At 65.9% G+C, this 21060-nt stretch carries 19 protein-coding genes; 15 read left to right on the top strand and 4 right to left on the bottom strand.

Going from position 1 to position 21060, the window contains the following annotated elements:
• Positions 1-252: 252 nt before the first annotated feature.
• Genes rfbD through A2J02_RS01270 form a run of 3 tightly spaced genes read left to right on the top strand, consistent with a single transcriptional unit; the run spans position 253 to position 3137 of the window.
• On the top strand, positions 253-1107 hold the full coding sequence (rfbD, locus tag A2J02_RS01280; protein WP_094642496.1) for a dTDP-4-dehydrorhamnose reductase: 855 nt from the start codon (positions 253-255) through the stop codon (positions 1105-1107).
• Between the two features lie 34 nt (positions 1108-1141).
• Positions 1142-2053, top strand: a complete 912-nt coding sequence (locus tag A2J02_RS01275) for a glycosyltransferase family 2 protein (RefSeq protein ID WP_068045717.1) — start codon at positions 1142-1144, stop codon at positions 2051-2053.
• Positions 2043-3137 (top strand): sugar phosphate nucleotidyltransferase, encoded by a 1095-nt coding sequence (locus A2J02_RS01270; RefSeq protein ID WP_068045714.1) that lies wholly within the window; start codon positions 2043-2045, stop codon positions 3135-3137. The genes A2J02_RS01275 and A2J02_RS01270 overlap by 11 nt, the downstream gene beginning before the upstream one ends.
• A gap of 12 nt (positions 3138-3149) precedes the next feature.
• Here A2J02_RS01270 and A2J02_RS01265 read toward each other — a convergent pair whose 3' ends face one another.
• The 3 genes from A2J02_RS01265 to cofD form a co-directional block, all read right to left on the bottom strand.
• Positions 3150-3611, bottom strand: a complete 462-nt coding sequence (locus tag A2J02_RS01265; RefSeq protein WP_156516034.1) for an NUDIX hydrolase — start codon at positions 3609-3611, stop codon at positions 3150-3152.
• A gap of 91 nt (positions 3612-3702) precedes the next feature.
• Entirely contained in the window at positions 3703-5082 is a 1380-nt protein-coding gene (locus A2J02_RS01260) for a coenzyme F420-0:L-glutamate ligase (RefSeq protein ID WP_068045708.1), read from the bottom strand.
• Complete coding sequence (gene cofD, locus A2J02_RS01255; protein ID WP_068045705.1) at positions 5079-6053, bottom strand: 2-phospho-L-lactate transferase; 975 nt, start codon at positions 6051-6053, stop codon at positions 5079-5081. The genes A2J02_RS01260 and cofD overlap by 4 nt, the downstream gene beginning before the upstream one ends.
• 732 nt (positions 6054-6785) lie before the next feature.
• Between cofD and A2J02_RS01250 the strand changes: the two genes are divergently transcribed.
• Positions 6786-7019: a WhiB family transcriptional regulator gene (locus tag A2J02_RS01250; RefSeq protein WP_027496498.1), complete on the top strand. Its 234-nt coding sequence runs from the start codon at positions 6786-6788 to the stop codon at positions 7017-7019.
• A gap of 42 nt (positions 7020-7061) precedes the next feature.
• Here A2J02_RS01250 and A2J02_RS01245 read toward each other — a convergent pair whose 3' ends face one another.
• Complete coding sequence (locus tag A2J02_RS01245; protein ID WP_068045703.1) at positions 7062-7541, bottom strand: metallopeptidase family protein; 480 nt, start codon at positions 7539-7541, stop codon at positions 7062-7064.
• 72 nt (positions 7542-7613) lie between these two features.
• Here A2J02_RS01245 and A2J02_RS01240 point away from each other — a divergent pair, with 72 nt between their 5' ends.
• The 11 genes from A2J02_RS01240 to A2J02_RS01190 all read left to right on the top strand — a co-directional run.
• Complete coding sequence (locus tag A2J02_RS01240; RefSeq protein WP_176460497.1) at positions 7614-8024, top strand: DUF3499 domain-containing protein; 411 nt, start codon at positions 7614-7616, stop codon at positions 8022-8024.
• A 195-nt stretch (positions 8025-8219) separates the two neighbouring features.
• On the top strand, positions 8220-9602 hold the full coding sequence (locus A2J02_RS01235) for a phosphomannomutase/phosphoglucomutase (RefSeq protein WP_068045741.1): 1383 nt from the start codon (positions 8220-8222) through the stop codon (positions 9600-9602).
• Positions 9603-9674: 72 nt separating this feature from the next.
• Positions 9675-10817 (top strand): tobH protein, encoded by a 1143-nt coding sequence (locus tag A2J02_RS01230; protein ID WP_068045700.1) that lies wholly within the window; start codon positions 9675-9677, stop codon positions 10815-10817.
• The gene (manA, locus tag A2J02_RS01225; protein WP_068045698.1) at positions 10817-12046 is read left to right on the top strand and encodes a mannose-6-phosphate isomerase, class I; all 1230 of its coding nucleotides are present in this window, start codon (positions 10817-10819) and stop codon (positions 12044-12046) included. The genes A2J02_RS01230 and manA overlap by 1 nt, the downstream gene beginning before the upstream one ends.
• Before the next feature lie 159 nt (positions 12047-12205).
• Positions 12206-13723, top strand: a complete 1518-nt coding sequence (locus A2J02_RS01220) for an amino acid permease (protein ID WP_068045739.1) — start codon at positions 12206-12208, stop codon at positions 13721-13723.
• Positions 13724-13992: 269 nt separating this feature from the next.
• On the top strand, positions 13993-15096 hold the full coding sequence (locus tag A2J02_RS01215; protein ID WP_082898577.1) for an alkane 1-monooxygenase: 1104 nt from the start codon (positions 13993-13995) through the stop codon (positions 15094-15096).
• 124 nt (positions 15097-15220) lie between these two features.
• Positions 15221-16705 carry an adenosylhomocysteinase gene (gene ahcY, locus A2J02_RS01210; protein WP_068045695.1) on the top strand — a complete coding sequence of 495 codons (1485 nt, stop codon included), beginning with the start codon at positions 15221-15223 and terminating at the stop codon, positions 16703-16705.
• An 11-nt stretch (positions 16706-16716) separates the two neighbouring features.
• On the top strand, positions 16717-17382 hold the full coding sequence (locus tag A2J02_RS01205) for a dTMP kinase (RefSeq protein WP_068045693.1): 666 nt from the start codon (positions 16717-16719) through the stop codon (positions 17380-17382).
• A gap of 4 nt (positions 17383-17386) precedes the next feature.
• On the top strand, positions 17387-18064 hold the full coding sequence (mtrA, locus tag A2J02_RS01200) for an MtrAB system response regulator MtrA (RefSeq protein ID WP_027496508.1): 678 nt from the start codon (positions 17387-17389) through the stop codon (positions 18062-18064).
• Complete coding sequence (gene mtrB, locus A2J02_RS01195; protein ID WP_068045690.1) at positions 18061-19746, top strand: MtrAB system histidine kinase MtrB; 1686 nt, start codon at positions 18061-18063, stop codon at positions 19744-19746. Before mtrA ends, mtrB begins: the two co-directional genes overlap by 4 nt.
• Positions 19743-21060 (top strand): LpqB family beta-propeller domain-containing protein (locus A2J02_RS01190; RefSeq protein ID WP_231911395.1); only part of this gene is annotated, 1318 nt, incomplete at its 3' end. The genes mtrB and A2J02_RS01190, both read left to right, overlap by 4 nt.

Below are 21060 nucleotides of genomic sequence, written 5' to 3'. Positions count from 1 at the left end.
CCCCCGTGCTCGCTGGAGCGTCCCGAGGTGCGCGCTCGGGGATCGTCGGATCCCCGGGGAGCGCTCCGCCTCGGCGGGGGAGTGCGCTCACCTCCGGGCGTGCCTGGATCTCGTGGCACCGTGACGACCCTCTCTCGTTTCCGGCCGGCCTGAAACCCGCCTACTTCGTTGTTCTCCCCCCGCCGTTCGAAGGTTACTTGTCACCGGTCGCTGCCTCGCCGAAGCGAACGCGGCGTGCCACACTTGGCAACCGTGAATGCGATCGTGGTGACCGGTGCACACGGCCAGTTGGGCCGCCGAGTGATGTCTCTGGCCGCCGAACGAGGTGACGGAGTCGAGGTGTTCGGATATTCGTCCGCCGACCTGGACATCACCGACCCCGACGCCGTGAACGCCGCGGTGAGCGCGGGGGCAACGGTGATCAACTGCGCTGCCTACACCGCCGTCGACGCCGCCGAGACCGACGAGGACCGGGCGTCGGCGGTCAACGCGGACGGCCCTCGAAATCTCGCGCGCGCCTGCGGGCGTGTCGGAGCCCGGTTGATCCACGTCTCCACCGATTATGTGTTCGACGGCACAGCAACCGAACCGTACGAGGTCGATGCGAAGACCGCACCGCAGTCGGCGTACGGACGCACCAAGCTCGCAGGCGAGCTCGCTGTGCACGAGGAGCTGCCCGAGGCCGTGGTCGTGCGGACCGCCTGGGTTTACGACAACACGGGCAAGAATTTCGTGACCACGATGCGCCGACTCGAAGGCGAGCGCGAAACGATCTCCGTGGTGAACGATCAGATCGGTTCGCCCACGTTCGCCCTGGATCTGGCGTCGGGCCTGCTCGAGATCGAAGCCGACCCTGCTGTGCGTGGACGAACACTGCACTTCACCAATGCGGGGCAGGCCAGCTGGTTCGACCTCGCACGCGCGGTGTTCGCGGGGATCGGTGCCGATCCCGAGCGAGTCGAGCCGTGCTCGAGCGCCGAATACGTGGTTCCGGCCCCTCGGCCCGCGTACTCGGTGCTCTCACCGACGGCGTGGGTCGATGCCGGTCTGACCCCGGCGCGGCCGTGGTCGGATGCGTTGACAGCAGCCTTGACGCAGTCGACATGAGGGTTCGATGCGAGATCGGGCTAGTCTTGCCCGCGTGAGTTCCGAGCTGGCCGTGGTGACGGTGACCTATTCACCCGGCGAATACCTTGACCAGTTCCTGACGTCTCTACGTGAGGCGACGACGCGTCCCCTTCGGGTGATCATGGCGGACAACGGCTCGGTCGACGGCGCGCCCGAGGCAGCGGAGGTCGCGTTCGAGGAAGCAGAGTTGCTGCGAACCGGCGCGAACATCGGCTACGGCGCAGCGGTCAATCGCGCGGTGGCCGAGATCGACCCCGACATCGAGTTCGTCGTCGTGGCCAATCCGGACGTGCGGTGGCATCCCGGATCGCTCGACGGTCTGCTCGACGCAGCGGCGCGGTGGCCACGGGCAGGTGCCCTCGGACCGCTCATTCGCGAGCCGGACGGCTCGCGGTACCCGTCGGCACGGTCGGTACCCGATCTCACGTCCGGTGCGGGCCACGCGGTGCTCGGCAAGCTCTGGCCGACGAACCCGTGGACTCGGCGGTATCGCCAGGAGAACGAGACCGTCAGCGAGCGGCCGGTGGGGTGGCTGTCGGGATCCTGTCTGCTGCTGCGGCGTTCGGCGTTCGATTTGATCGGCGGATTCGACTCGCGCTACTTCATGTACATGGAGGACGTGGATCTCGGCGACCGTCTGGGCAGAGCGGGCTGGCACAACGTCTACGTTCCCGACGTCGAGGTGACCCACTCGAAAGGCCATGCGGCAGGACGGCATCCGGAAGTGATGTTGCCCGCACATCACACCAGTGCGTACCGCTTCCAGGCCGATCGACACGACCGAACGTGGCAGGCTCCCTTACGATGGGCCCTGCGTGGCGGTCTCGGTCTTCGTTCGAAGATCGTTGTGGCCTCGGCGCTTCGGGCGCGAGCAGTTGACGGACGAGAATCGGACGAGAGAACAGAGGCTGGACATGCCGGATAGTCCCACATCGGTCGCCGCACGTACCGACGCAGTCATTCTGGTCGGCGGCAAGGGAACTCGGCTCCGGCCGCTGACACTCTCGGCACCCAAGCCGATGCTCCCCACCGCAGGCCTGCCGTTCCTCACGCACCTGCTGGCGCGCATCAAGGCCGCGGGTATCGAGCACGTCGTCCTCGGAACGTCGTTCAAAGCCGAAGTGTTCGAGCAGCATTTCGGGGACGGGTCCTCGATGGGCATCGACCTCGAGTACGTGTTCGAGACCGAGCCGCTGGGTACCGGTGGCGGCATCAGGAACGTCCTGCCGCGCCTGCGCGCGGACAACGTCATGGTCTTCAACGGCGACGTCCTCGGCGGCACCGATCTGACCGCGGTCCTCGACACGCACCGGAACACCGATGCCGATGTCACGTTGCACCTGGTTCGTGTCGGCGACCCGCGCGCGTTCGGCTGCGTGCCGACCGACGAATCCGGCCGAGTGACAGCGTTTCTCGAAAAGACGCAGGATCCGCCGACCGATCAGATCAACGCCGGGTGCTACGTCTTCAAGCGCGAGATCATCGAGTCCATTCCGGCCGGTCGTCCGGTGTCGGTGGAGCGAGAAGTGTTCCCGGCCCTGCTCGCCGAGGGCAAGAAGGTCTACGGACACGTCGACAGTGCGTACTGGCGCGACATGGGAACACCCGAGGACTTCGTCAAGGGCTCGGCCGATCTGGTTCGCGGCATCGCGCCGTCGCCTGCGCTGCACGGGGACCGCGGCGAATCGCTGGTACATCCGAGCGCGGGAGTGGCACCGGGCGCATTGCTGATCGGTGGAACCGTCGTCGGACGCGGTGCCGAGATCGGAGCGGGTGCCCGCCTCGACGGAGCCGTCGTGTTCGACGGTGCCGTCGTCGAAGCGGGTGCCGTCGTCGAGAGATCGATTCTCGGCTTCGGTGCTCGTATCGGACCCCGCGCACTGGTGCGCGACGCGGTCATCGGCGACGGTGCCGACATCGGGGCCCGCTGCGAGTTGCTCCGCGGCGCGCGGGTGTGGCCCGGCGTCAAGTTGCCCGACGGTGGAGTCCGCTTCTCCACCGACGTCTGACCCAGGCGGTCCCTACCGGCGACGCGCGGCGAGCGAGACGAGGTGGTCGATCGTCTCGCGCTCCGCGTCGTCGGGCAGAGCATCGACCGGCCACCAGCGCAGATCCGTCGATTCCTCGCTGCGGACTGCTCGCGCTCCGTCCGGGGCTCGGACCAGGAACCTCAGGTCGAGGTGCCGCGTCGGCTTACCGAGCGAGCAGGTGATCGAGTGCGTGTGCGCGGAGAGCATGATCGGGTCGACCGTCAGATCGGCGATCCCGGATTCCTCGGTGGCCTCCCTTAGCGCTGCGTCGACAACCGTGCTGTCCGACGGTTCGCAGTGGCCGCCGAGTTGAATCCACCGACCGACCTTCGGATGCAGGGTCAGCAGCACATGGGTACCCGACGTGTCGAGCACCAACGAGGACGCGGTGAAATGGCCGGCCTCGTTGGCCCGCAGGCAGGCGTCCGGGTTGCTGTCGAGAAACGCCAGCATCGTGTGTCGAAGCGACTCGTCGTTCGAATCGGAGGGTGCCCATCGGTCGAGTGTCGTGGCGACCGAGTGCCACAGTGTGGACGCCGACACGTCAGAGCTCCACCAGTGACGACCCGGGAACCACCGGATCCCTGACGGTCAGCGATTCGCTGGGATGCCCGATTGCGATGGCTCCCATGGCTTTCCAATCCGCGCGCAGGCCGAGTTCGGCGCGCACGGTATCGGCGGCGAAGATGGTGGAACCGATCCAGCAGCTGCCCAGTTCACGCACCGCGAGGGCGACGAGCAACCCCTGCACGGCCGCACCGACAGCCACGGTGAACATCGTGTCCTCCGCGGTTCGACGCCTCTCGTCGGGGTACGAGTGCGCGCCGTCGGGCACGCAGAACGGGATCACGATTTCCGGGGCGTCGAACAAGATGTCGCCGCGGCTCAGTCTCGCCGCGATCCGCTCCTCGCTCAGCCCGTCGCCGGCCAGGTCGGCTCGCCATTGCTCACGCATCGTCTCGAGCAGTCGACGCCGGACGGCAGGGGTTCTGACCCAGACGAATCGAACCGGACGGGTGTGGTGCGGGGCCGGGGCGGTGAGGGCATCGGCAACGGCCGCTCGAACGGCGTCGGGATCGACCGGTTCGTCGGTGAACGACCGCACCGAGCGTCGGCGCAGCAGCGCCTCGCGTCGACCGCGATCGAGTGCCTCGGCGGTACCGAGCCAGAACAGGTCGTCCTCGCCGCCGCGCAGAAGCGTCGCCGCGGTGGAACCGTCGTCGACGGGGGTCAGTCCGCGCACGACCGCGATCGGAACTCCGCCGAGCTTTCCCTTCACCAGATCGCCTGCGGCCGCGAGCTCGTCGGCGATCGCGACCTCGGTGACCACGAGCTCGTTTCCCTGACCGTCCTCGGCTCCGGCATACGCGTGGACGACGCCCAGGCCCGCCGCACCGATGGCGGCGTCGGTCTGGCCGATCCGCCACGCCCGTCCCATCGTGTCGGTGACGACCACGGCGACCGTCACCCCCAGCAGTGCGCCGAGGGCAGTGCGGAGCGCGGCGGCACTGGCGTCGGGGTTCTCGGGCAGCAGTGCCAGTTCGCCTCCGTCGACGTTGGAGCCGTCGATTCCCGACGCGGCCTGCACGATGCCGAGTCGGTTCTCGGTGATGAGGGTTCGGCCCTTACGTGCGACGATGCGCACTGCTTCCTGTTCCACGAGGACTCTGCGGGCGGCGTCTCGCTCGTCCGCATCGCGAGGTGCCTGCACAAGACGGCCCTCGACCTTCGAGATGATCTTGCTGGTGACGATCAGGATGTCTCCGTCACGCAACCACGGCGCTCGGTCCGCAACGGTCGCGGCCAGATCGTCGCCCGGCCGGAACTCGGGGAGGCCGGTGACCGGCAGTATCTCGATCGAGCCGCCCGGAGCGTGATCCTCGGGTGCCGACCGGAGCGAGTCGGTATCGCGAGTGTCGGTCACAGGTCGAGTCCGGCTGCGCGCAGAGCGGTTCGGGCCATGACCGCTGTGGTCTCGGGGTCGGTCATCAGCAACGGAACAGACTGCACGTCCACCCCGTCGACGACCGCCGTATCGGTGGTGTGCACCAGCCATGCGTCGAGAATGCCGGTACCGCTTCGGCTTCCGTAGTGACGGCCCACCGCCTGCGCCGTGGTCTCGACTCCGATGACGGACAGGCACTCGTCGGCCATGCCGCGCAACGGCTTACCGTCGACGACGGGGGAGAGGCCGACCACTTTGGCGGCCGTCGTGCGAAGCGCCCCGCGGATACCCGGCACCGCGAGGATCGCACCGACGCTCACCACCGGGTTGGACGGAGCTAGGACGACGGCGTCGGCCTCGGCGATCGCCTCGACGACTCCCGGTGCCGGAGTTGCCTGTTCGGCTCCGATGTTGGCGAAGCTGTGGGTCGGAATCTGTGCGCGGTACCGAACCCACCACTCCTGGAAGTGAATTGCGCGCTGCTGCTCCCCGGTCGGGTCGTCCGGATCGGTGACGACGACATGGGTCTCGGAGCGGTCGTCGGTGACGGGCAGGAGCCGAACTCCGGGTTGCCAACGGTTGCACAGCGCTTCGGTGACGGCGGACAGCGGAAAGCCGGTGCGCAGCATACGACTGCGGATCAGGTGTGTGGCGATGTCGCGGTCGCCGAGTCCGAACCAGTCGGGATCGGCACCGTAGGCTGCCAACTCGTCCCGAGCGTTCCAGGTCTCCGCGATGCGCCCCCAGCCTCGCTCGGTGTCGATTCCTCCGCCGAGGGTGTACATGCACGTGTCGAGATCCGGGCAGATGCGAAGACCGTGCATCCACACGTCGTCACCGACGTTGACCACGGCGGTGATCTCGTGCTCGGGCTCGTCGCCGAACAAGGTTTTCAGGCCCTGCAGAAACCGAGCGCCACCGACGCCACCGACCAGAACAGTAACTTTCACAACATGCGAGCCTAGTGGGGTTGCGGTGGTGCGGGGTGAGCGCCCACCCGTGGGCCGACGTCCGCGGGGACCGTTTGTGACCGGGAGAACCGATGCGACACGCACGGGACGGGCTTCGATCCGGGGAGAGCGCCGATTTCGGGCATGTGATGGTATTGGATTTGTGCGATCGGCTTGACCGCGACACACCTGGACGTGTCTAATCACAGGTATGTCATTCAGTGTTCGCAACACGAGTTCGATTGCAGCGAACCTGGTTTCGAACACTCGTTCCCTTCCTGTTCGTCCCTGACTGGACGTCGAGTAGAGGTCGAGAGTCGGATCGGCACGTTGGACCAGCTCGATCGAATACCGGCGCGGGGCAAGGTATTCGAGAACACGAGGACCGAAACTATCTGCGCTACCACAGGTGAGGAGGCGGAAGCGATGTATGACCAGCACGTGACACGTGATCAGCGGGGCGGACCCACTGCACATCTCAGCGCTGTCGACGACGCGCCGCAAACCGAGTCCGGCATCGGCGCAGATTCGAGCGTCTCGATCGACGCGGGTTCTGCGTACGTCGGCCGAACGGACGAGTCCGACAACGAGGTCGATGTCGTCGACGCCGAACTGGACTCGGATTCCGACACAGAGCTCGATTCCGATTCCGACATCGACTCGATGCCGTTCGTCGCCGAGTCGGTTCCCCCGGCCAAGCCGTTCCTCAGTCTCGTCGCGGGTTTCGACGAGATGTTCGAGGAGATCGAGGATCAGTGGCAGGAGCGCGCTCTGTGTGCGCAGACCGATCCCGAGGCCTTCTTCCCGGAGAAGGGTGGCTCCACCCGCGAGGCGAAGCGCATCTGCCTCGGCTGTGAGGTCAAGGACGAGTGCCTCGAGTACGCGCTCGCCAACGACGAGCGGTTCGGTATCTGGGGCGGGTTGTCCGAGCGCGAGCGTCGCAGGCTCAAGCGCGGAATCGGCTGAGCGGTTTCGTTCGGTCTCGGTGATCGGAACCGCACGGATCGTTCATACCCCGGCCGGGTCGACCTCGTCGGGGTCGATGCCGAGGTACGTGGCCACTTGCTCCACCAGAACCTCGAACAACAGATCTTCCAAGTCCTCCGGGTGCTTCGCCCGCCGCTCGAGCGGCCGCCGGAACAGCACCACCCTGGCGCGTGTCGTCTCTCCGCGCTTGTCGATGCCTGCTGGTACCAGTCGCGAGAGCGGTACCGGACCCTCTGCCACCACCTCGGGTGGCCACGTCACCGATTCCGGGTCCAACGCCCTGATCTTGGGTACCTCGTCCACGGCGATGTCGAGCTTCGAGAGCTTCTCGTGCCATCGATGATCGATCCGCGCGAACGCTTCGAGTACCAGCCGGTCGAACTTCTCCGCTCGTGAGCGCCTGGCCGGGATTTCCTCGGGCAGAACCGGTCCGCGGACGCCGCGTCCGTGCCGGGCCACGGACCGAGAGGTGATCCTGCGCGCGGATGAGAATCGAGGCATAGGGGGAGGTTATCGCGCTCGTCCGGTGTGTCGGTCGTTCGGTCGGTTGCACCCACCGGATACTCTGCACTCGTGAGATCACTGCGTGGCTGCTGCAGGCCTGGTTGCAACCGTTCTGCCGTTGCGACGCTCACATACGTCTACTCCGATTCCACCGCGGTCGTCGGGCCGCTGGCCACAGTCGACGAACCGCATTCCTGGGATCTGTGCGAGGTACATGCGTCGACCACCACCGCTCCCAAGGGCTGGGAACTGGTGCGCTACGAAGGCGGCTACTCGACGTCGAGCCCCGACGAGGACGACCTGACGGCTCTGGCCGAGGCCGTCCGCGAGGCCGGCCGCGGCGATCGCGTCCGGTCCGAGGACCGCGAGAGCTCCGACCGCTCGAGCTCACGGCCGTCCGACACCGAACGCCGATCCGCTCCGGCCGTCCGAACGGGCAGGCGCGGGCACCTTCGAGTTCTTCCCGACCCCACGTCCTGAGCAGCCCGAGCACACCGAGTGTGGTGTGCGTCGGTCCGACTGGCCGGTCCGTCTGCCGTCTGGCAAGGTTCGACGAGCAGGACCGAAACGGACAGCTGCGGTATGCCGATACTCGGTGTGGATCGCACCGCTACCGACGCTCGATTCCGACGCCGATGTGCGGCGTCGTCAAGAACGATCACCAGGAGAATCTTCGTGGCCCGAACCGCAGAGTCCGTCAACGCCGTCATCAAGGCCTACGACGTCCGTGGCGTCGTAGGTGAACAGATCGACGAGGCGTTCGTGCGTGACGTCGGTGCATCGTTCGCGCGACTGGTTCGCGACGAGGTAGGGGCCGCGCGCTCGGTCGTCATCGGCCACGACATGCGTGATTCCTCGCCCGCACTGTCACGGGCGTTCGCCGACGGCGTCACCGCTCAGGGCCTCGACGTGATGCACATCGGGCTGGCGTCGACCGACCAGCTCTACTTCGCCTCCGGCATGCTCGATTGCCCGGGAGCGATGTTCACCGCCAGTCACAATCCGGCGAAGTACAACGGGATCAAGCTCTGCCGCGCCGGTGCCAAGCCAGTGGGCCAGGACACCGGCCTGGCCACGGTCAAAGCCGAATTGGTGGACGGGGTACCGGAGTTCGACGGGCCGTCCGGAACAGCGACATCGCGAGATGTGCTCGACGAATACGCGCAGTTCGTCCGAGACCTGGTCGATCTGTCGGGAATCGGATCCATGAAGATCGCCGTCGACGCCGGAAACGGAATGGGCGGTCACACGGTGCCCGCGGTGTTCGGGCCGTTGCCGGTGACGATCGAGCCGCTGTTCTTCGAGCTCGACGGCAGCTTTCCCAATCACGAGGCAAATCCGCTCGATCCGGCGAACCTGGTGGATCTGCAGCGTTTCGTCGTCGAGACCGGTGCCGACATCGGACTCGCCTTCGACGGCGACGCGGATCGGTGCTTCGTCGTCGACGAGAAGGGCGACCCGGTCTCGCCGTCCGCAGTCACCTGCCTGGTGGCCGAGCGGGAACTGGCCAAGGAACCGGGCGCGGTGGTCATCCACAATCTGATCACCTCACGCGCGGTTCCGGAATTGGTCACCGAGCTCGGTGGCACACCGGTTCGTACCCGAGTGGGGCACTCCTTCATCAAGCAGCAGATGGCCGACACCGGGGCGATCTTCGGCGGTGAGCACTCCGCGCACTACTACTTCCGTGACTTCTGGGGTGCAGACTCCGGCATGCTCGCCGCGCTGCACGTTCTCGCCGCACTCGGGGCACAGGACCGTCCGCTGTCGGAAATGATGGCCAGCTACGAGACCTACAGTGCATCGGGCGAGATCAACTCGACCGTCGACGACGCCGCCGAACGCACCGAGGCGGTCCTGGCGGCATTCGCCGATCGGACTGCAGGCATCGACCGACTCGATGGGGTGACGGTCGATCTTGCCGACGGTGCCTGGTTCAACCTCCGAGCCTCGAACACCGAACCACTGCTGCGGCTGAACGTCGAAGCACGCACCGAAGCGGACGTCGATGCGCTTTCGACAGAGATATTGAGCATCGTTCGCGCCGGACTGGAATAGTGGTTACCGAGGGTTCATGAGTGGGTATACAGCGGTTTCGCGCAGGGTGACGTAAGGGGAGGTGTCGCAGCCATGACGGCAGTGTCGTCTCTGGTCGATCTCGACGATTCGGATGCTCTCATTGCAGCCGATCGTGAGGGCTCCTTGCGTAGCGCAGCGCTGGCGGGCGCGCAGGTGCGCGCCGTCGCGACCGCGGTCGACGAGTCGGTCCTGGAGCGGTTGGCCGATCTGCGTCCCCGAAGTGTGGTGATCGTGACCGGCGACGGGCGGAGCAGCCGGGCGGCGTCGCTGCTCGTCGCCGCGCTCGGTGATCGCCTCGGGGTGCCCCTGGTCCGAAGCACCGGAACCCCGCCGTGGATCGGCCCACTCGATGTGGTGGTGGTGGCGGGCGACGACGCCGGGGATCCGCGACTGGCCGAGTCGGTGGACGCGGCAGCCCGGCGTGGGGCCGAAGTCGTCGTGGTCGCCCCGGAGGAGGGGCCCTTGCGCGCCGTCCGGGGAGCCAGAGTCATGTGGCTTCCGCCGCGAATCGCAGTTCGTGACCACAATGCTCTGATGCGCTACCTCGCGGCCTTCGTGGCCGTACTCGGGGCGGTTGCCGGCGGATCGTGGAAGACGTTGCTGCCCAATTTGTCTCGACTTGCGGATCTGCTCGACGCGGAAGCGGTACGAAACAGCCCGTCCAACGAGATGTTCCACAATCCGGCCAAGGCCCTCGCAAGTGGGTTGAACGGTCGGCGGGTGGTGCTGACCGGGGCCAGTCCCGCCGCAGTGGAGGTGGCTCGGCACGGCAGCGAGGTGCTGCTGCGGGTGGCGGGTGTCGTCGTCGGTGCGGGGGAGTTGGGCGACGTCATTGCCGCGTCCATCCGGGCGTCGGTTGTCGAATCGTCGCGCACACCACAGACATTCGACTCGTTCTTTCACGACGAGCAGCTCGACGGGCCGCCACCGGCGTTGCCGATGCGCGTCGTCGTCGTGGCCTCGGACGCCGATCGGGCGATGACCGAACGACGAATTGCCGGTGTTCCGGAATCGGAGTTATTGCTCGCCGATTCGAGTGAAGCGCTGTTCGGCGGCGACCGCGCGAGATCCGAATTCGACAACCCCGCTCCGGCACCGGATCCGGATAGACTCTCGGTGCTCGACACGATGTCCGTGTTGGCGACGCGGTTGGACACCACTGCCGCGTATCTGCTGTTGATGGGCGGTAGCTAGTGCAGCTCTTGCGAGGTGCGGTTCGGTCCTACGCATGGGGTTCGCGAACAGCACTGGCTCGGATTCAAGGCCGGCCGGTGCCGTCCGATCATCCCGAGGCCGAGATCTGGCTCGGAGCTCATCCGGCCGACTCCGCGCACGTGGTGCACGAGGGTGGCAGTACGCCACTGCTCACGCTGATCGACGGAGATCCGGGTACTCACCTGGGCGGCTCCGCGCAGCATTTCGAGTCTCGTCTGCCGTATCTGCTGAAACTGCTTGCCGCAGAAGAGCCGTTGTCTCTGCAGGCGCATCCCAGCAGTGCTCAGGCCCGTGAAGGCTTCGCTCGCGAGAATGCCGCGGGTGTCCCCATCGATTCACCGGTACGGAACTACCGGGATCCGAACCACAAGCCCGAACTGATCGTCGCGCTCACGGAGTTCGAGGCGTTGGCGGGCTTCCGGCGGCCCACCGACACCGTCGAACTGCTCGACGCGTTGGCCGTCCCCGCCTTGGGCGGGTATCGAACCCTGCTGGCCGCTCAGCCCGATGCTTCCGGTCTGCGCACGGTGTTCACCTCGTGGATCACGTTGCCGGGGCAGGCATTGGACGACATTCTGCCTGCGGTCGCCCAGGGGTGCATCGACTATCTTTCCGGTCCCGCACGCTCGGACGGTGGACGATTCGCCGCCGAGGCCAGAACTCTGCTCGAGCTGGGGGAGTCGTATCCCGGTGACGCCGGAGTGCTCGCGGCGCTGCTGCTCAATCGGGTTACGTTGACTCCCGGCCAGGGCCTGTACCTCGACGCCGGAAACCTGCATGCGTACCTGCGCGGGACGGGCGTGGAGATCATGGCGAACTCCGACAACGTGTTGCGCGGAGGACTGACACCCAAGCACGTCGATGTCCCGGAACTGCTGCGCGTGTTGGATTTCGAGCCGGCCGATCTTTCTCCCATCACCCCGGGTGCCGACGATCGACCGACCTACCTGTATTCCACGCCTGCACCCGAATTCGCGCTGAGCCGGACTGCGGTGGCGGCGGGGGAGACGGTCGCCGTGCCCGGCTCCGGCCCGAGAATCCTGCTGTGCACGAGTGGCACCGTCGTGGCCGCCACGAAGGGCACCCAGTTCGGGCTGACGGTGCCGCAGGGCAGCTCTGCCTGGATACCCGCTGCAGACGAATTCGTCACCGTGACCGCCGAGTCGGGCGAGGCCGAGGTCTTCGTGGCCTCCGTCGGACGCGTCTAGATCGGGCAATTCGGTCATCGTTGCGCCGCTTGCGGTTTCGGACTGCGTAATTGTGCGAACGGTCCGCCCGGAGGCAATAGTCTGATGTCACAGTGAATCGAAGTGACGGATGAGTTCGGTGATCCGTCGACAGATGTGAAGTGGCGATACGGAGACCCGATGAGCAGAGCAGACCGGCCCGCGAAGACCCCACGCACGACGGGTTGGTTCCGGACCAAATCGATCGAGCAGTCGATCCAGGACACCGACGAACCGGACACGAAGCTCCGGAAAGAACTCGGATCCTGGGATCTGACCGTGTTCGGTGTCGCCGTCGCCGTCGGTGCCGGCATCTTCACCCTGACCGCGCGGACCGCCGGAAACGTTGCGGGACCGGCAGTGTCGTTGGCCTTCGTGCTTGCGGCCATCGCCTGCGGCCTCGCGGCGCTGTGTTACGCGGAGTTCGCGTCGACGGTGCCCGTGGCCGGAAGCGCGTACACGTTCTCGTACGCGGCGTTCGGTGAGTTCATCGCCTGGATCATCGGATGGGATCTCATCCTCGAGTTCGGCCTCGCAGCCGCGGTGGTGGCGAAGGCGTGGTCGCTCTATCTGGGCGATCTGCTCGGTACGGCCGCTCCGGTGCTCGAGATCGGTTCACTGAACTTCGATTGGGGTGCACTGCTGATCGTGGTGGTCCTGACGGTGCTCATCGCATCGGGCACCAAGTTGTCCTCGCGGGTGTCGCTGGTCATCACCGCGATCAAGGTGATCGTCGTGCTGTTCGTCGTCGTACTCGGAGCCTTCTACATCAAGGTCGCCAACTACGACCCCTACATTCCGCCGTCGGAACCGGGATCCACGGGCGAGGGACTGCATCAATCTCTGCTCTCGTACGTCACCGGCGCGGGAGGCAGCACGTTCGGTTGGTACGGACTGCTGGCCGCGGCGTCCCTGGTGTTCTTCGCCTTCATCGGATTCGATGTGGTGGCGACGACCGCCGAAGAGACCAAGGAACCGCAGAAGGCACTTCCCCGCGGAATCCTCGGATCGCTTGCGATCGTCACCGTGCTGTACGTGGCCGTCACTCTGGTTCTGACCGGGATGGTCAAGTACACGGATCTGGCCGGTGACAGTTCCACGCTGGCGACCGCGTTCGAGCTGAACGGGCTGACCTGGGCCAAGAACATCATCTCGTTCGGCGCACTCGCCGGACTGACGACCGTGGTGATGGTGTTGATGCTCGGGCAGACCCGGGTGCTGTTCGCGATGTCGCGAGACGGACTGGTGCCGCGTGCATTGGCACACACCGGAAAGAAGGGCACGCCGGTCCGGACGACGATTCTGGTCGGTGTCATCGTCGGCCTGCTCGCCGCTTTCGTTCCGCTCGGCACGCTGGAGGAGATGGTGAACATCGGCACGTTGTTCGCGTTCGTGCTGGTCTCTGCCGGGGTTCTGGTACTACGCCGAACTCGACCCGACCTCGAGCGTGGTTTCCGCGTTCCCTGGGTTCCCCTTGTGCCGATCCTCGCGGTCCTCGCGTGCCTGTGGTTGATGCTGAACCTGTCGGTCGAAACATGGCTGCGCTTCCTGGTCTGGATGGCCGCCGGTGTCGTCATCTACGTCGTGTACAGCAGGCGGCACTCGGTGATGGGACTGCGGGAAACCGAGAAGGCTCGTACCGACAGGTCGGGGAACTGACCCCGGCATCGGCGACGCGGATATACCGACTCACGTCCCAACCAGGGACTTTCCGCGCAATTTAGATAGCGTCACATCAAACCGCTGGAATGTTATACCCTCGAAAACAGACTTGGAGGACTCAAAAAGTTCGATGAGAGGGTGTTGCAACAGTGAGTGTGGACGGCCGAATTCCTTCGTTGGAGGGTTCGGGTGTCGCTTTCGGGGGGCGGGATTCGAAGGCCAGTGAGCGGTCGGTTCGCTGGCAGGACAACAAGCGATATCTATGGATGCTGGGGCTGCTGGCCCCGGCGTCGGCATTGCTGCCGTCGCAGTTGGTCTACTGGACGGGCATACCGCTGTTCTGGTGGAGCGGCGTGCTGGTGTTCTTCGTGATCATTCCGGTGATCGACGTGATCGCAGGCGAGGACGGGCACAATCCGGACGCTTCGGCCAGTGAAAAGCTGCAGAACGACCGGTACTACCGGTGGTGTACGTACCTCTTCCTGCCCGTTCAGTTCGTCGGGCTCTTCGTCGCCTGCTGGATGTGGGCGTACGGCGATCTGAGCGTGGTGGACAAGATCGGCCTCGCGGTCACAGTCGGTCTGGTGGCAGGTACCGGCATCAACGCGGCCCACGAACTGGGCCACCGCATCGAGCAGCACGAGCGGTGGCTGGCCAAGATCGCCCTGTCTCAGACGCTGTACGGACACTTCTTCGTCGAACACAATCGCGGACACCACGTTCGAGTAGCGACGCCCGACGACCCCGCGAGCGCACGACTGGGCGAGAGCGTGTGGAGCTTCGTGCCGCGCAGCACGATTCTCGGCCTCGGCTCCGCATGGAAGCTCGAGTCGCAGCGACTTCGGCGCAAAGGCCGCTCGGTCGCAAGCCCGACCAATGCCCTGCTGCACACGTGGCTGCTCAGCCTGGTGCTGTTCGGCACGCTGTTGATCGTGTTCGGCTGGTCCATCGCGCCGTACCTGCTGTTGCAGGCCGTCGTCGGATTCGTGCTGCTCGAGATGGTGAACTACGTGGAGCACTACGCCCTGCTCCGGGAAACCAACGATCGCGGCAGATACGTTCGGTGCTCGCCCCGCCACAGCTGGAACAGCGACAGGATCTGCACCAACATATTTCTGTACCACTTGCAGCGACACAGCGACCACCACGCCAATCCGGGCAAGCGTTACCAGACCCTGCTCTCCTACGACGAGGCTCCGCAGCTCCCTGCCGGCTACGCCTCGATGGTGATGCTCGCCGCAATTCCGCCGCTGTGGCGTCGGGTCATGGATCCGCGGGTACTGGCGCACTACCAGGGAGATATCACCCGAGCGAACATCCTGCCCCGCAAACGGGCTCGAATCCTGGCGCGAGCCGGACGAAACGGATAGCGCGGGTTCTCGACAATCGGTCGCAGGCGACAGGCTCCACCTCTGCACTTCCGGGCAGTCGAAGCCCGAAGCGTGCGGACCCGATAGCCTGGACGGCAGACACTCAGTCAACAGGAGAGGCAAGATGACGACCTCAGTTACGTCAGGATCGGCACTCACCGTGGAACACCGCGGTGGAATCGACTTCAAGGTCGCGGACCTGTCCCTCGCGGAATTCGGCCGCAAGGAAATTCGGCTCGCCGAGCACGAGATGCCCGGTCTGATCGCGCTGCGTCGCGAATACGCCGACGTACAGCCGCTCAAGGGAGCGCGAGTTTCGGGATCGCTGCACATGACCGTGCAGACCGCGGTGCTGATCGAGACGTTGGTTGCGCTCGGAGCCGAGGTGCGGTGGGCGTCGTGCAACATCTTCTCCACCCAGGATCACGCAGCAGCGGCCGTCGTCGTCGGCCCGTACGGCACCGTCGAGGAGCCCAAGGGCGTCCCGGTGTTCGCGTGGAAGGGCGAGAGCCTCGAAGAGTACTGGTGGGCGGCAGAGCAGATGCTCACCTGGCCCGATCAGCCCGCCAACATGATTCTCGACGACGGTGGCGACGCCACGATGCTGGTACTGCGCGGCGCGCAGTTCGAGAAGGCAGGCGTGGTTCCGCCGACCGACGACGATCACGATTCGGACGAGTACAAGGTGTTCCTCGGCCTGCTGCGTCGTTCGCTCGAGGCATCGAAGTCCAAGTGGACCGAGGTTGCCGAGTCCGTGCAGGGCGTCACCGAGGAGACCACCACCGGCGTGCTGCGGCTGTACCAGTTCGCAGCTGCGGGTGAGCTCACGTTCCCCGCCATCAACGTCAACGACTCCGTCACCAAGAGCAAGTTCGACAACAAGTACGGCACCCGCCACTCGCTGATCGACGGCATCAACCGCGGCACCGACGTCCTCATCGGTGGCAAGGCCGTTCTGGTCTGTGGCTACGGCGATGTGGGCAAGGGCTGCGCCGAGGCGCTCAAGGGCCAGGGTGCACGTGTGACCGTCACCGAGGCCGACCCGATCAACGCGCTGCAGGCCCTGATGGACGGCTTCGACGTGCGGACGGTCGAGGAGTTCATCGAGCAGGCCGACATCGTGATCACCTCGACGGGCAACCTGTCGATCATCACGTTCGAGCACATGCGCAAGATGAAGCACCAGGCGATCCTGGGCAACATCGGCCACTTCGACAACGAGATCGACATGGCCGGTCTGGAGAAGGCCCCCGATGTCACGCGGATCAACATCAAGCCGCAGGTCGACGAGTACCAGTTCAAGGACGGGCACTCGATCATCGTGCTGTCCGAGGGGCGTCTGCTCAATCTCGGCAACGCCACGGGCCACCCGTCGTTCGTCATGAGCAACAGCTTCTCCAACCAGGTCATCGCTCAGATCGAGCTGTGGACCAAGCCGGACGAGTACGACAACGAGGTCTACCGCCTGCCCAAGCACCTGGACGAGAAGGTCGCGCGCATCCACGTCGAAGCGCTCGGCGGCTCGATCACCAAGCTCACCAAGGAGCAGGCCGAGTACATCGGCGTCGACGTCGAGGGCCCGTACAAGCCCGAGCACTACCGCTACTGACCGCACCGTCAGTGGGAAAACTGTTCGTCATCGAAGGAGTCGACGGAGCGGGCAAGAACACGCTCGCCCGTCGGCTCGTTTCGGCGTGGGAACGCCAGGGCCTGTCGGTCGAGCGCATCGGGTTTCCCCGGTACGACCGGTCGGTGCACGCCGATCTGGCGGCCGAGGCGTTGCACGGCGAGCACGGTGACACCGCGGGCAGCGTGCACGCGATGGCCCTGTTGTTCGCGCTCGATCGCCGGGACGCGGGCGACGAGATCCGAAAGTTGCTCTCGGACAACGACATCGTTCTCCTCGATCGGTACGTGGCATCCAATGCCGCCTACACCGCGGCTCGGCTGGAGCAGTCCGCGGACGGCGAGGCCGTCGAATGGATCAGGTCGCTCGAATTCGACCGATTCGCCGTGCCCGTTCCCGATGTCCAGATTCTGCTCGACGTCCCGGTTGCGCTCGCCGCCGAGCGTGCGGCGGCCCGTGAGAGTGCGGACGTCGCTCGAACCCGGGACGCCTACGAGAGGGACGGCTCATTGCAGAGCCGAACCTCGGCTGCGTACGGCAGGCTCGCGGCCTCGCACTGGGTGTCACCGTGGCGAGTCGTCACCGCCGACGTCGATCCCGATCGACTCGCCGCCGACATGTTCAATCAGCCATCAGGCGTTCGGAAAGTGACACCATAGGACCATGAAGCCTCGGATTCTGGTTGTGGACGACGATTCGGCTCTGGCGGAGATGCTCACCATCGTGTTGCGCGGTGAGGGGTTCGAGCCTTTCGTGGTCGGCGACGGTACCCAAGCACTGGCGGCCGTGCGCGAGAACCGGCCGGATCTGGTGCTGCTGGATCTGATGCTTCCCGGCATGAACGGCATCGACGTCTGCCGCGTCCTGCGTGCCGACTCGGGCGTGCCGATCGTCATGCTGACGGCCAAGACCGACACCGTCGATGTCGTACTGGGTCTCGAGTCCGGTGCGGACGACTACATCATGAAGCCCTTCAAGCCGAAGGAACTGGTCGCTCGTGTTCGTGCGCGCTTGCGCAGGACCGAGGACGAACCCGCCGAACTGCTGTCCATCGCGGACATCGTCATCGACGTGCCCGCCCACAAGGTCAGTCGCGGTGACGAACTCGTCTCCCTCACCCCGCTCGAATTCGATCTGCTGGTGGCACTGGCGCGCAAGCCACGTCAGGTGTTCACCCGAGAGGTGTTGCTCGAACAGGTCTGGGGCTATCGCCACGCGGCCGACACCCGGTTGGTCAACGTGCACGTGCAGCGTCTGCGCGCCAAGGTCGAGAAGGATCCGGAGAACCCCGAGGTGGTGTTGACCGTGAGGGGGGTCGGCTACAAGGCCGGACCGCCGTGATCCGTTTCTCCCATTCTCGGCGGCGAATCAACGGCAAGTTCTCTCCCGTACTGCGTTGGTTTCGTTCGCTGAGTACCTCGCTCGGCCATGCCTGGCGTCGATCACTGCAGCTGCGCGTCGTCGTGTCGACGCTGACCCTGTCCCTGGTGGTCATCCTCATCCTCGGGGTCGTGCTGACCTCTCAGATCACCGATCGGCTGCTCGAAGCGAAGCTGTCCGCAGCCACCGAGGAACTCGACCGCTCACGGACCACCGTCGAGGGCAACCTCGCCGGAGCCGACGACTCGAGCGGGCTCGCGACGCGCCTCGAACGAGCCAGGGCGGCGCTGACCAACCAGGACCTGGACGCCGCGTCGACCACCGGGTCTGCGGGATCGTTCGATCCGGTCCTGATCGTGGAAGGCGACGCCACCCGCGCGGAGGCCTCGGTGGGCCCGGTCGATCAGATCCCGAACAGCCTGCGCGACTTCGTCAAGAAGGGCCTGATCAGCTCGCAGTACGCGACGGTGACCGACAGTGACGGCGGGTACTCCGGCTCGGCGCTGATCATGGGATCGCCCACCGGATCCGACATCTCGGCCCTGCAGCTCTATCTCATCTTTCCGTTGGCCAGCGAGGATCGCACGCTCTCGCTCGTACGCGGCACGTTGTTCATCGGCGCAGTGGTGCTGTTGGTGCTGCTCGCGGCGATCGCGATGCTCGTCGCACGTCAGGTGGTTCTGCCCATTCGTTCGGCGTCGAGGATCGCGGTGCGGTTCGCCGACGGCAGGCTCAAGGAGCGCATGCCGGTCCGCGGCGAGGACGACATGGCCAGACTCGCGATGTCCTTCAACGAGATGGCCGAGAGTCTCTCCAAACAGATCACCCAGCTCGAGGAATTCGGTAACCTCCAGCGCCGATTCACCTCCGACGTCAGCCACGAACTGCGCACCCCGCTGACCACCGTCCGGATGGCCGCAGACCTCATCCACGACGCCAGCGACGACCTGGAGCCTGCACTCAAGCGATCCTCGGAGCTGCTGGTCAACGAGCTCGATCGGTTCGAGACCCTGCTCGGTGACCTGCTCGAGATCAGCCGCCACGACGCGGGCGTGGCCGAGCTGGCCGCCGAACAACTCGACCTGCGGATGTGCGCCCGGGCGGCAGTGTCGACCGTGCGGCACCTGGCGCGCGAGACCGGCACCGAAGTGATCGTCGACATGCCCGAGACTGCAGTCATCGCCGAGGTCGACCCCCGACGGGTGGAACGGATTCTGCGCAATCTGCTGGCCAACGCACTCGACCACGGCGAAGGCAAGCCGGTCCTGCTGCGGCTGCGCTCGGACGCCGACGCGGCAGCATTCGTCGTGCGCGATCAGGGAGTCGGTCTGCGACCAGGCGAAGAGAAGCTGGTGTTCAACCGGTTCTGGCGCTCGGATCCCTCCCGCGTTCGACGATCCGGGGGCACCGGCCTGGGGCTGGCGATCAGCGTCGAGGACGCCCGCTTGCACGACGGTAAGCTCGAGGCGTGGGGAGCACTGGGCGAAGGCGCATGCTTCCGACTCACTCTGCCGCTCGTGCGCGGGCACAAGGTGATCGGATCCCCACTGCCCCTCAAACCCAGCACCAAGAAGTTCGCACAAGGACAACCGATTCCCGCGATCACCGCAGCCAAGACAGCCACGTCGGAGCCCGCGACGTGATCTTCTCGTGCCGTCGCACCCGGGTGCTGGCGATGTGTGTGCTCGTCGTCGCCCTCGTGAGCGGATGCGCCAGCCTTCCCGAGTCGTCCAGCCCCCAGGCCATCGGCACCCTGACCGCCGGTGCCGTGCCCACCAGCGCTCCGGCCCCCGAGCCGGGACGTGAGCCCGATCGCCTGCTGGACGACTTCTTCGAGGCCAGCGCCATCTCTGCCAACAGACACCAGGCCGCCCGGCAGTTTCTCACCGAGGAGGCGTCGGGAACCTGGGACGACGGCGCGCGGACGGTCGTGGCGGATCGAATCGACACCCTGTCCGGTCCACGAACCGCAGATACCGCGCAGTTCACGATCCGCTCGGCGACGGCCGGGATGCTGGCCTCGGGCGGCGAGTACCAGGCCGGATCGGACACCTTCGACGCTGCGATCGAGATGGCACGGGTGGACGGTCAGTGGCGGATCTCGAAACTGCCGCCCGGTGTCGTCATCGATCGATCCGCTTTTCTGAACACTTATCAGCAGCGATCGCTCTACTTCGTCGATCCGCTCGGTGGCGTACTCGTGCCCGATGTGCGGTGGACCAGCGGATCGCAGGACCAGCTCGCCAACCAGCTCGTACAGCTGCTCATCGACGGCCCCAAGTCCGCACTGTCGGCCGCGGTGAGCAACGAACTGTCCGACGACGTGAGTATTCGCGGGCCAATCACCAAGGCCGATGGTCAGACCTCACAGGTGGGGGTGGGACTCGGTGGTATCAGAATCGACTTCGGCGGCCTGCAGAACAAGGGTGATCGCGACCGTGAACTGCTTGCTGCGCAAGTGATCTGGACCCTCGCCTCGGCCGAGGTCGCCGGGCCGTACGTGCTGCTCGCCGACGGTCAACCGATCGACACGACCAAGCCCGACGGGTGGACGACGGCAGGCGTCGACTCGTTCGATCCGCTGGGCAGTACCGGCGATAGTGTCGGATTGCACGCACTCGCGTCCGGCACCTTGCTTCGCGTCGACGAGGCGGAGACCACTCCCGCTCCCGGGTACTTCGGGCAGGCCCGCAATCTGCGCTCGGTGGCCCTGTCCAACGACGGCACGCTCGTGGCAGGGGTCGCGGACACCGGACGGCCCGCCCCTGCGCCGTCGAGCACGCTCATGGTCGGCAGCTACGACGGCGGCGCGTTCCCCGTGGCCGAGGGACAATCGATCACCCGGCCCACCTGGGGAGCCGACGACAACGCCGCCTGGGCGGTGATCGACGGCACCAACGTCATCCGGGCCGCCCGCGATCCCTCCACCGGCCAGGTGTCGGTGGTACCCGTCGAGG

The organism is Rhodococcus sp. EPR-147 (assembly GCF_001647185.1).
GTDB lineage: Bacteria > Actinomycetota > Actinomycetes > Mycobacteriales > Mycobacteriaceae > Rhodococcoides.
The sequence above is the reverse complement of the archived record's forward strand: the minus strand, read 5'-3'. Positions and strand labels throughout refer to the sequence as shown.

What these genes read in the sequence shown, in the direction of transcription:
- ahcY (WP_068045695.1), top strand. Translation starts at nt 15,221, where the DNA reads ATGACGACCTCAGTTACGTCAGGATCGGCACTCACCGTGGAACACCGC.
- A2J02_RS01265 (WP_156516034.1), bottom strand. Translation starts at nt 3,611, where the DNA reads ATGCTGGCGTTTCTCGACAGCAACCCGGACGCCTGCCTGCGGGCCAAC.
- A2J02_RS01230 (WP_068045700.1), top strand. Translation starts at nt 9,675, where the DNA reads ATGACGGCAGTGTCGTCTCTGGTCGATCTCGACGATTCGGATGCTCTC.
- A2J02_RS01250 (WP_027496498.1), top strand. Translation starts at nt 6,786, where the DNA reads ATGTTCGAGGAGATCGAGGATCAGTGGCAGGAGCGCGCTCTGTGTGCG.
- A2J02_RS01270 (WP_068045714.1), top strand. Translation starts at nt 2,043, where the DNA reads ATGCCGGATAGTCCCACATCGGTCGCCGCACGTACCGACGCAGTCATT.
- mtrA (WP_027496508.1), top strand. Translation starts at nt 17,387, where the DNA reads ATGAAGCCTCGGATTCTGGTTGTGGACGACGATTCGGCTCTGGCGGAG.
- A2J02_RS01220 (WP_068045739.1), top strand. Translation starts at nt 12,206, where the DNA reads ATGAGCAGAGCAGACCGGCCCGCGAAGACCCCACGCACGACGGGTTGG.
- A2J02_RS01215 (WP_082898577.1), top strand. Translation starts at nt 13,993, where the DNA reads ATGCTGGGGCTGCTGGCCCCGGCGTCGGCATTGCTGCCGTCGCAGTTG.
- A2J02_RS01245 (WP_068045703.1), bottom strand. Translation starts at nt 7,541, where the DNA reads ATGCCTCGATTCTCATCCGCGCGCAGGATCACCTCTCGGTCCGTGGCC.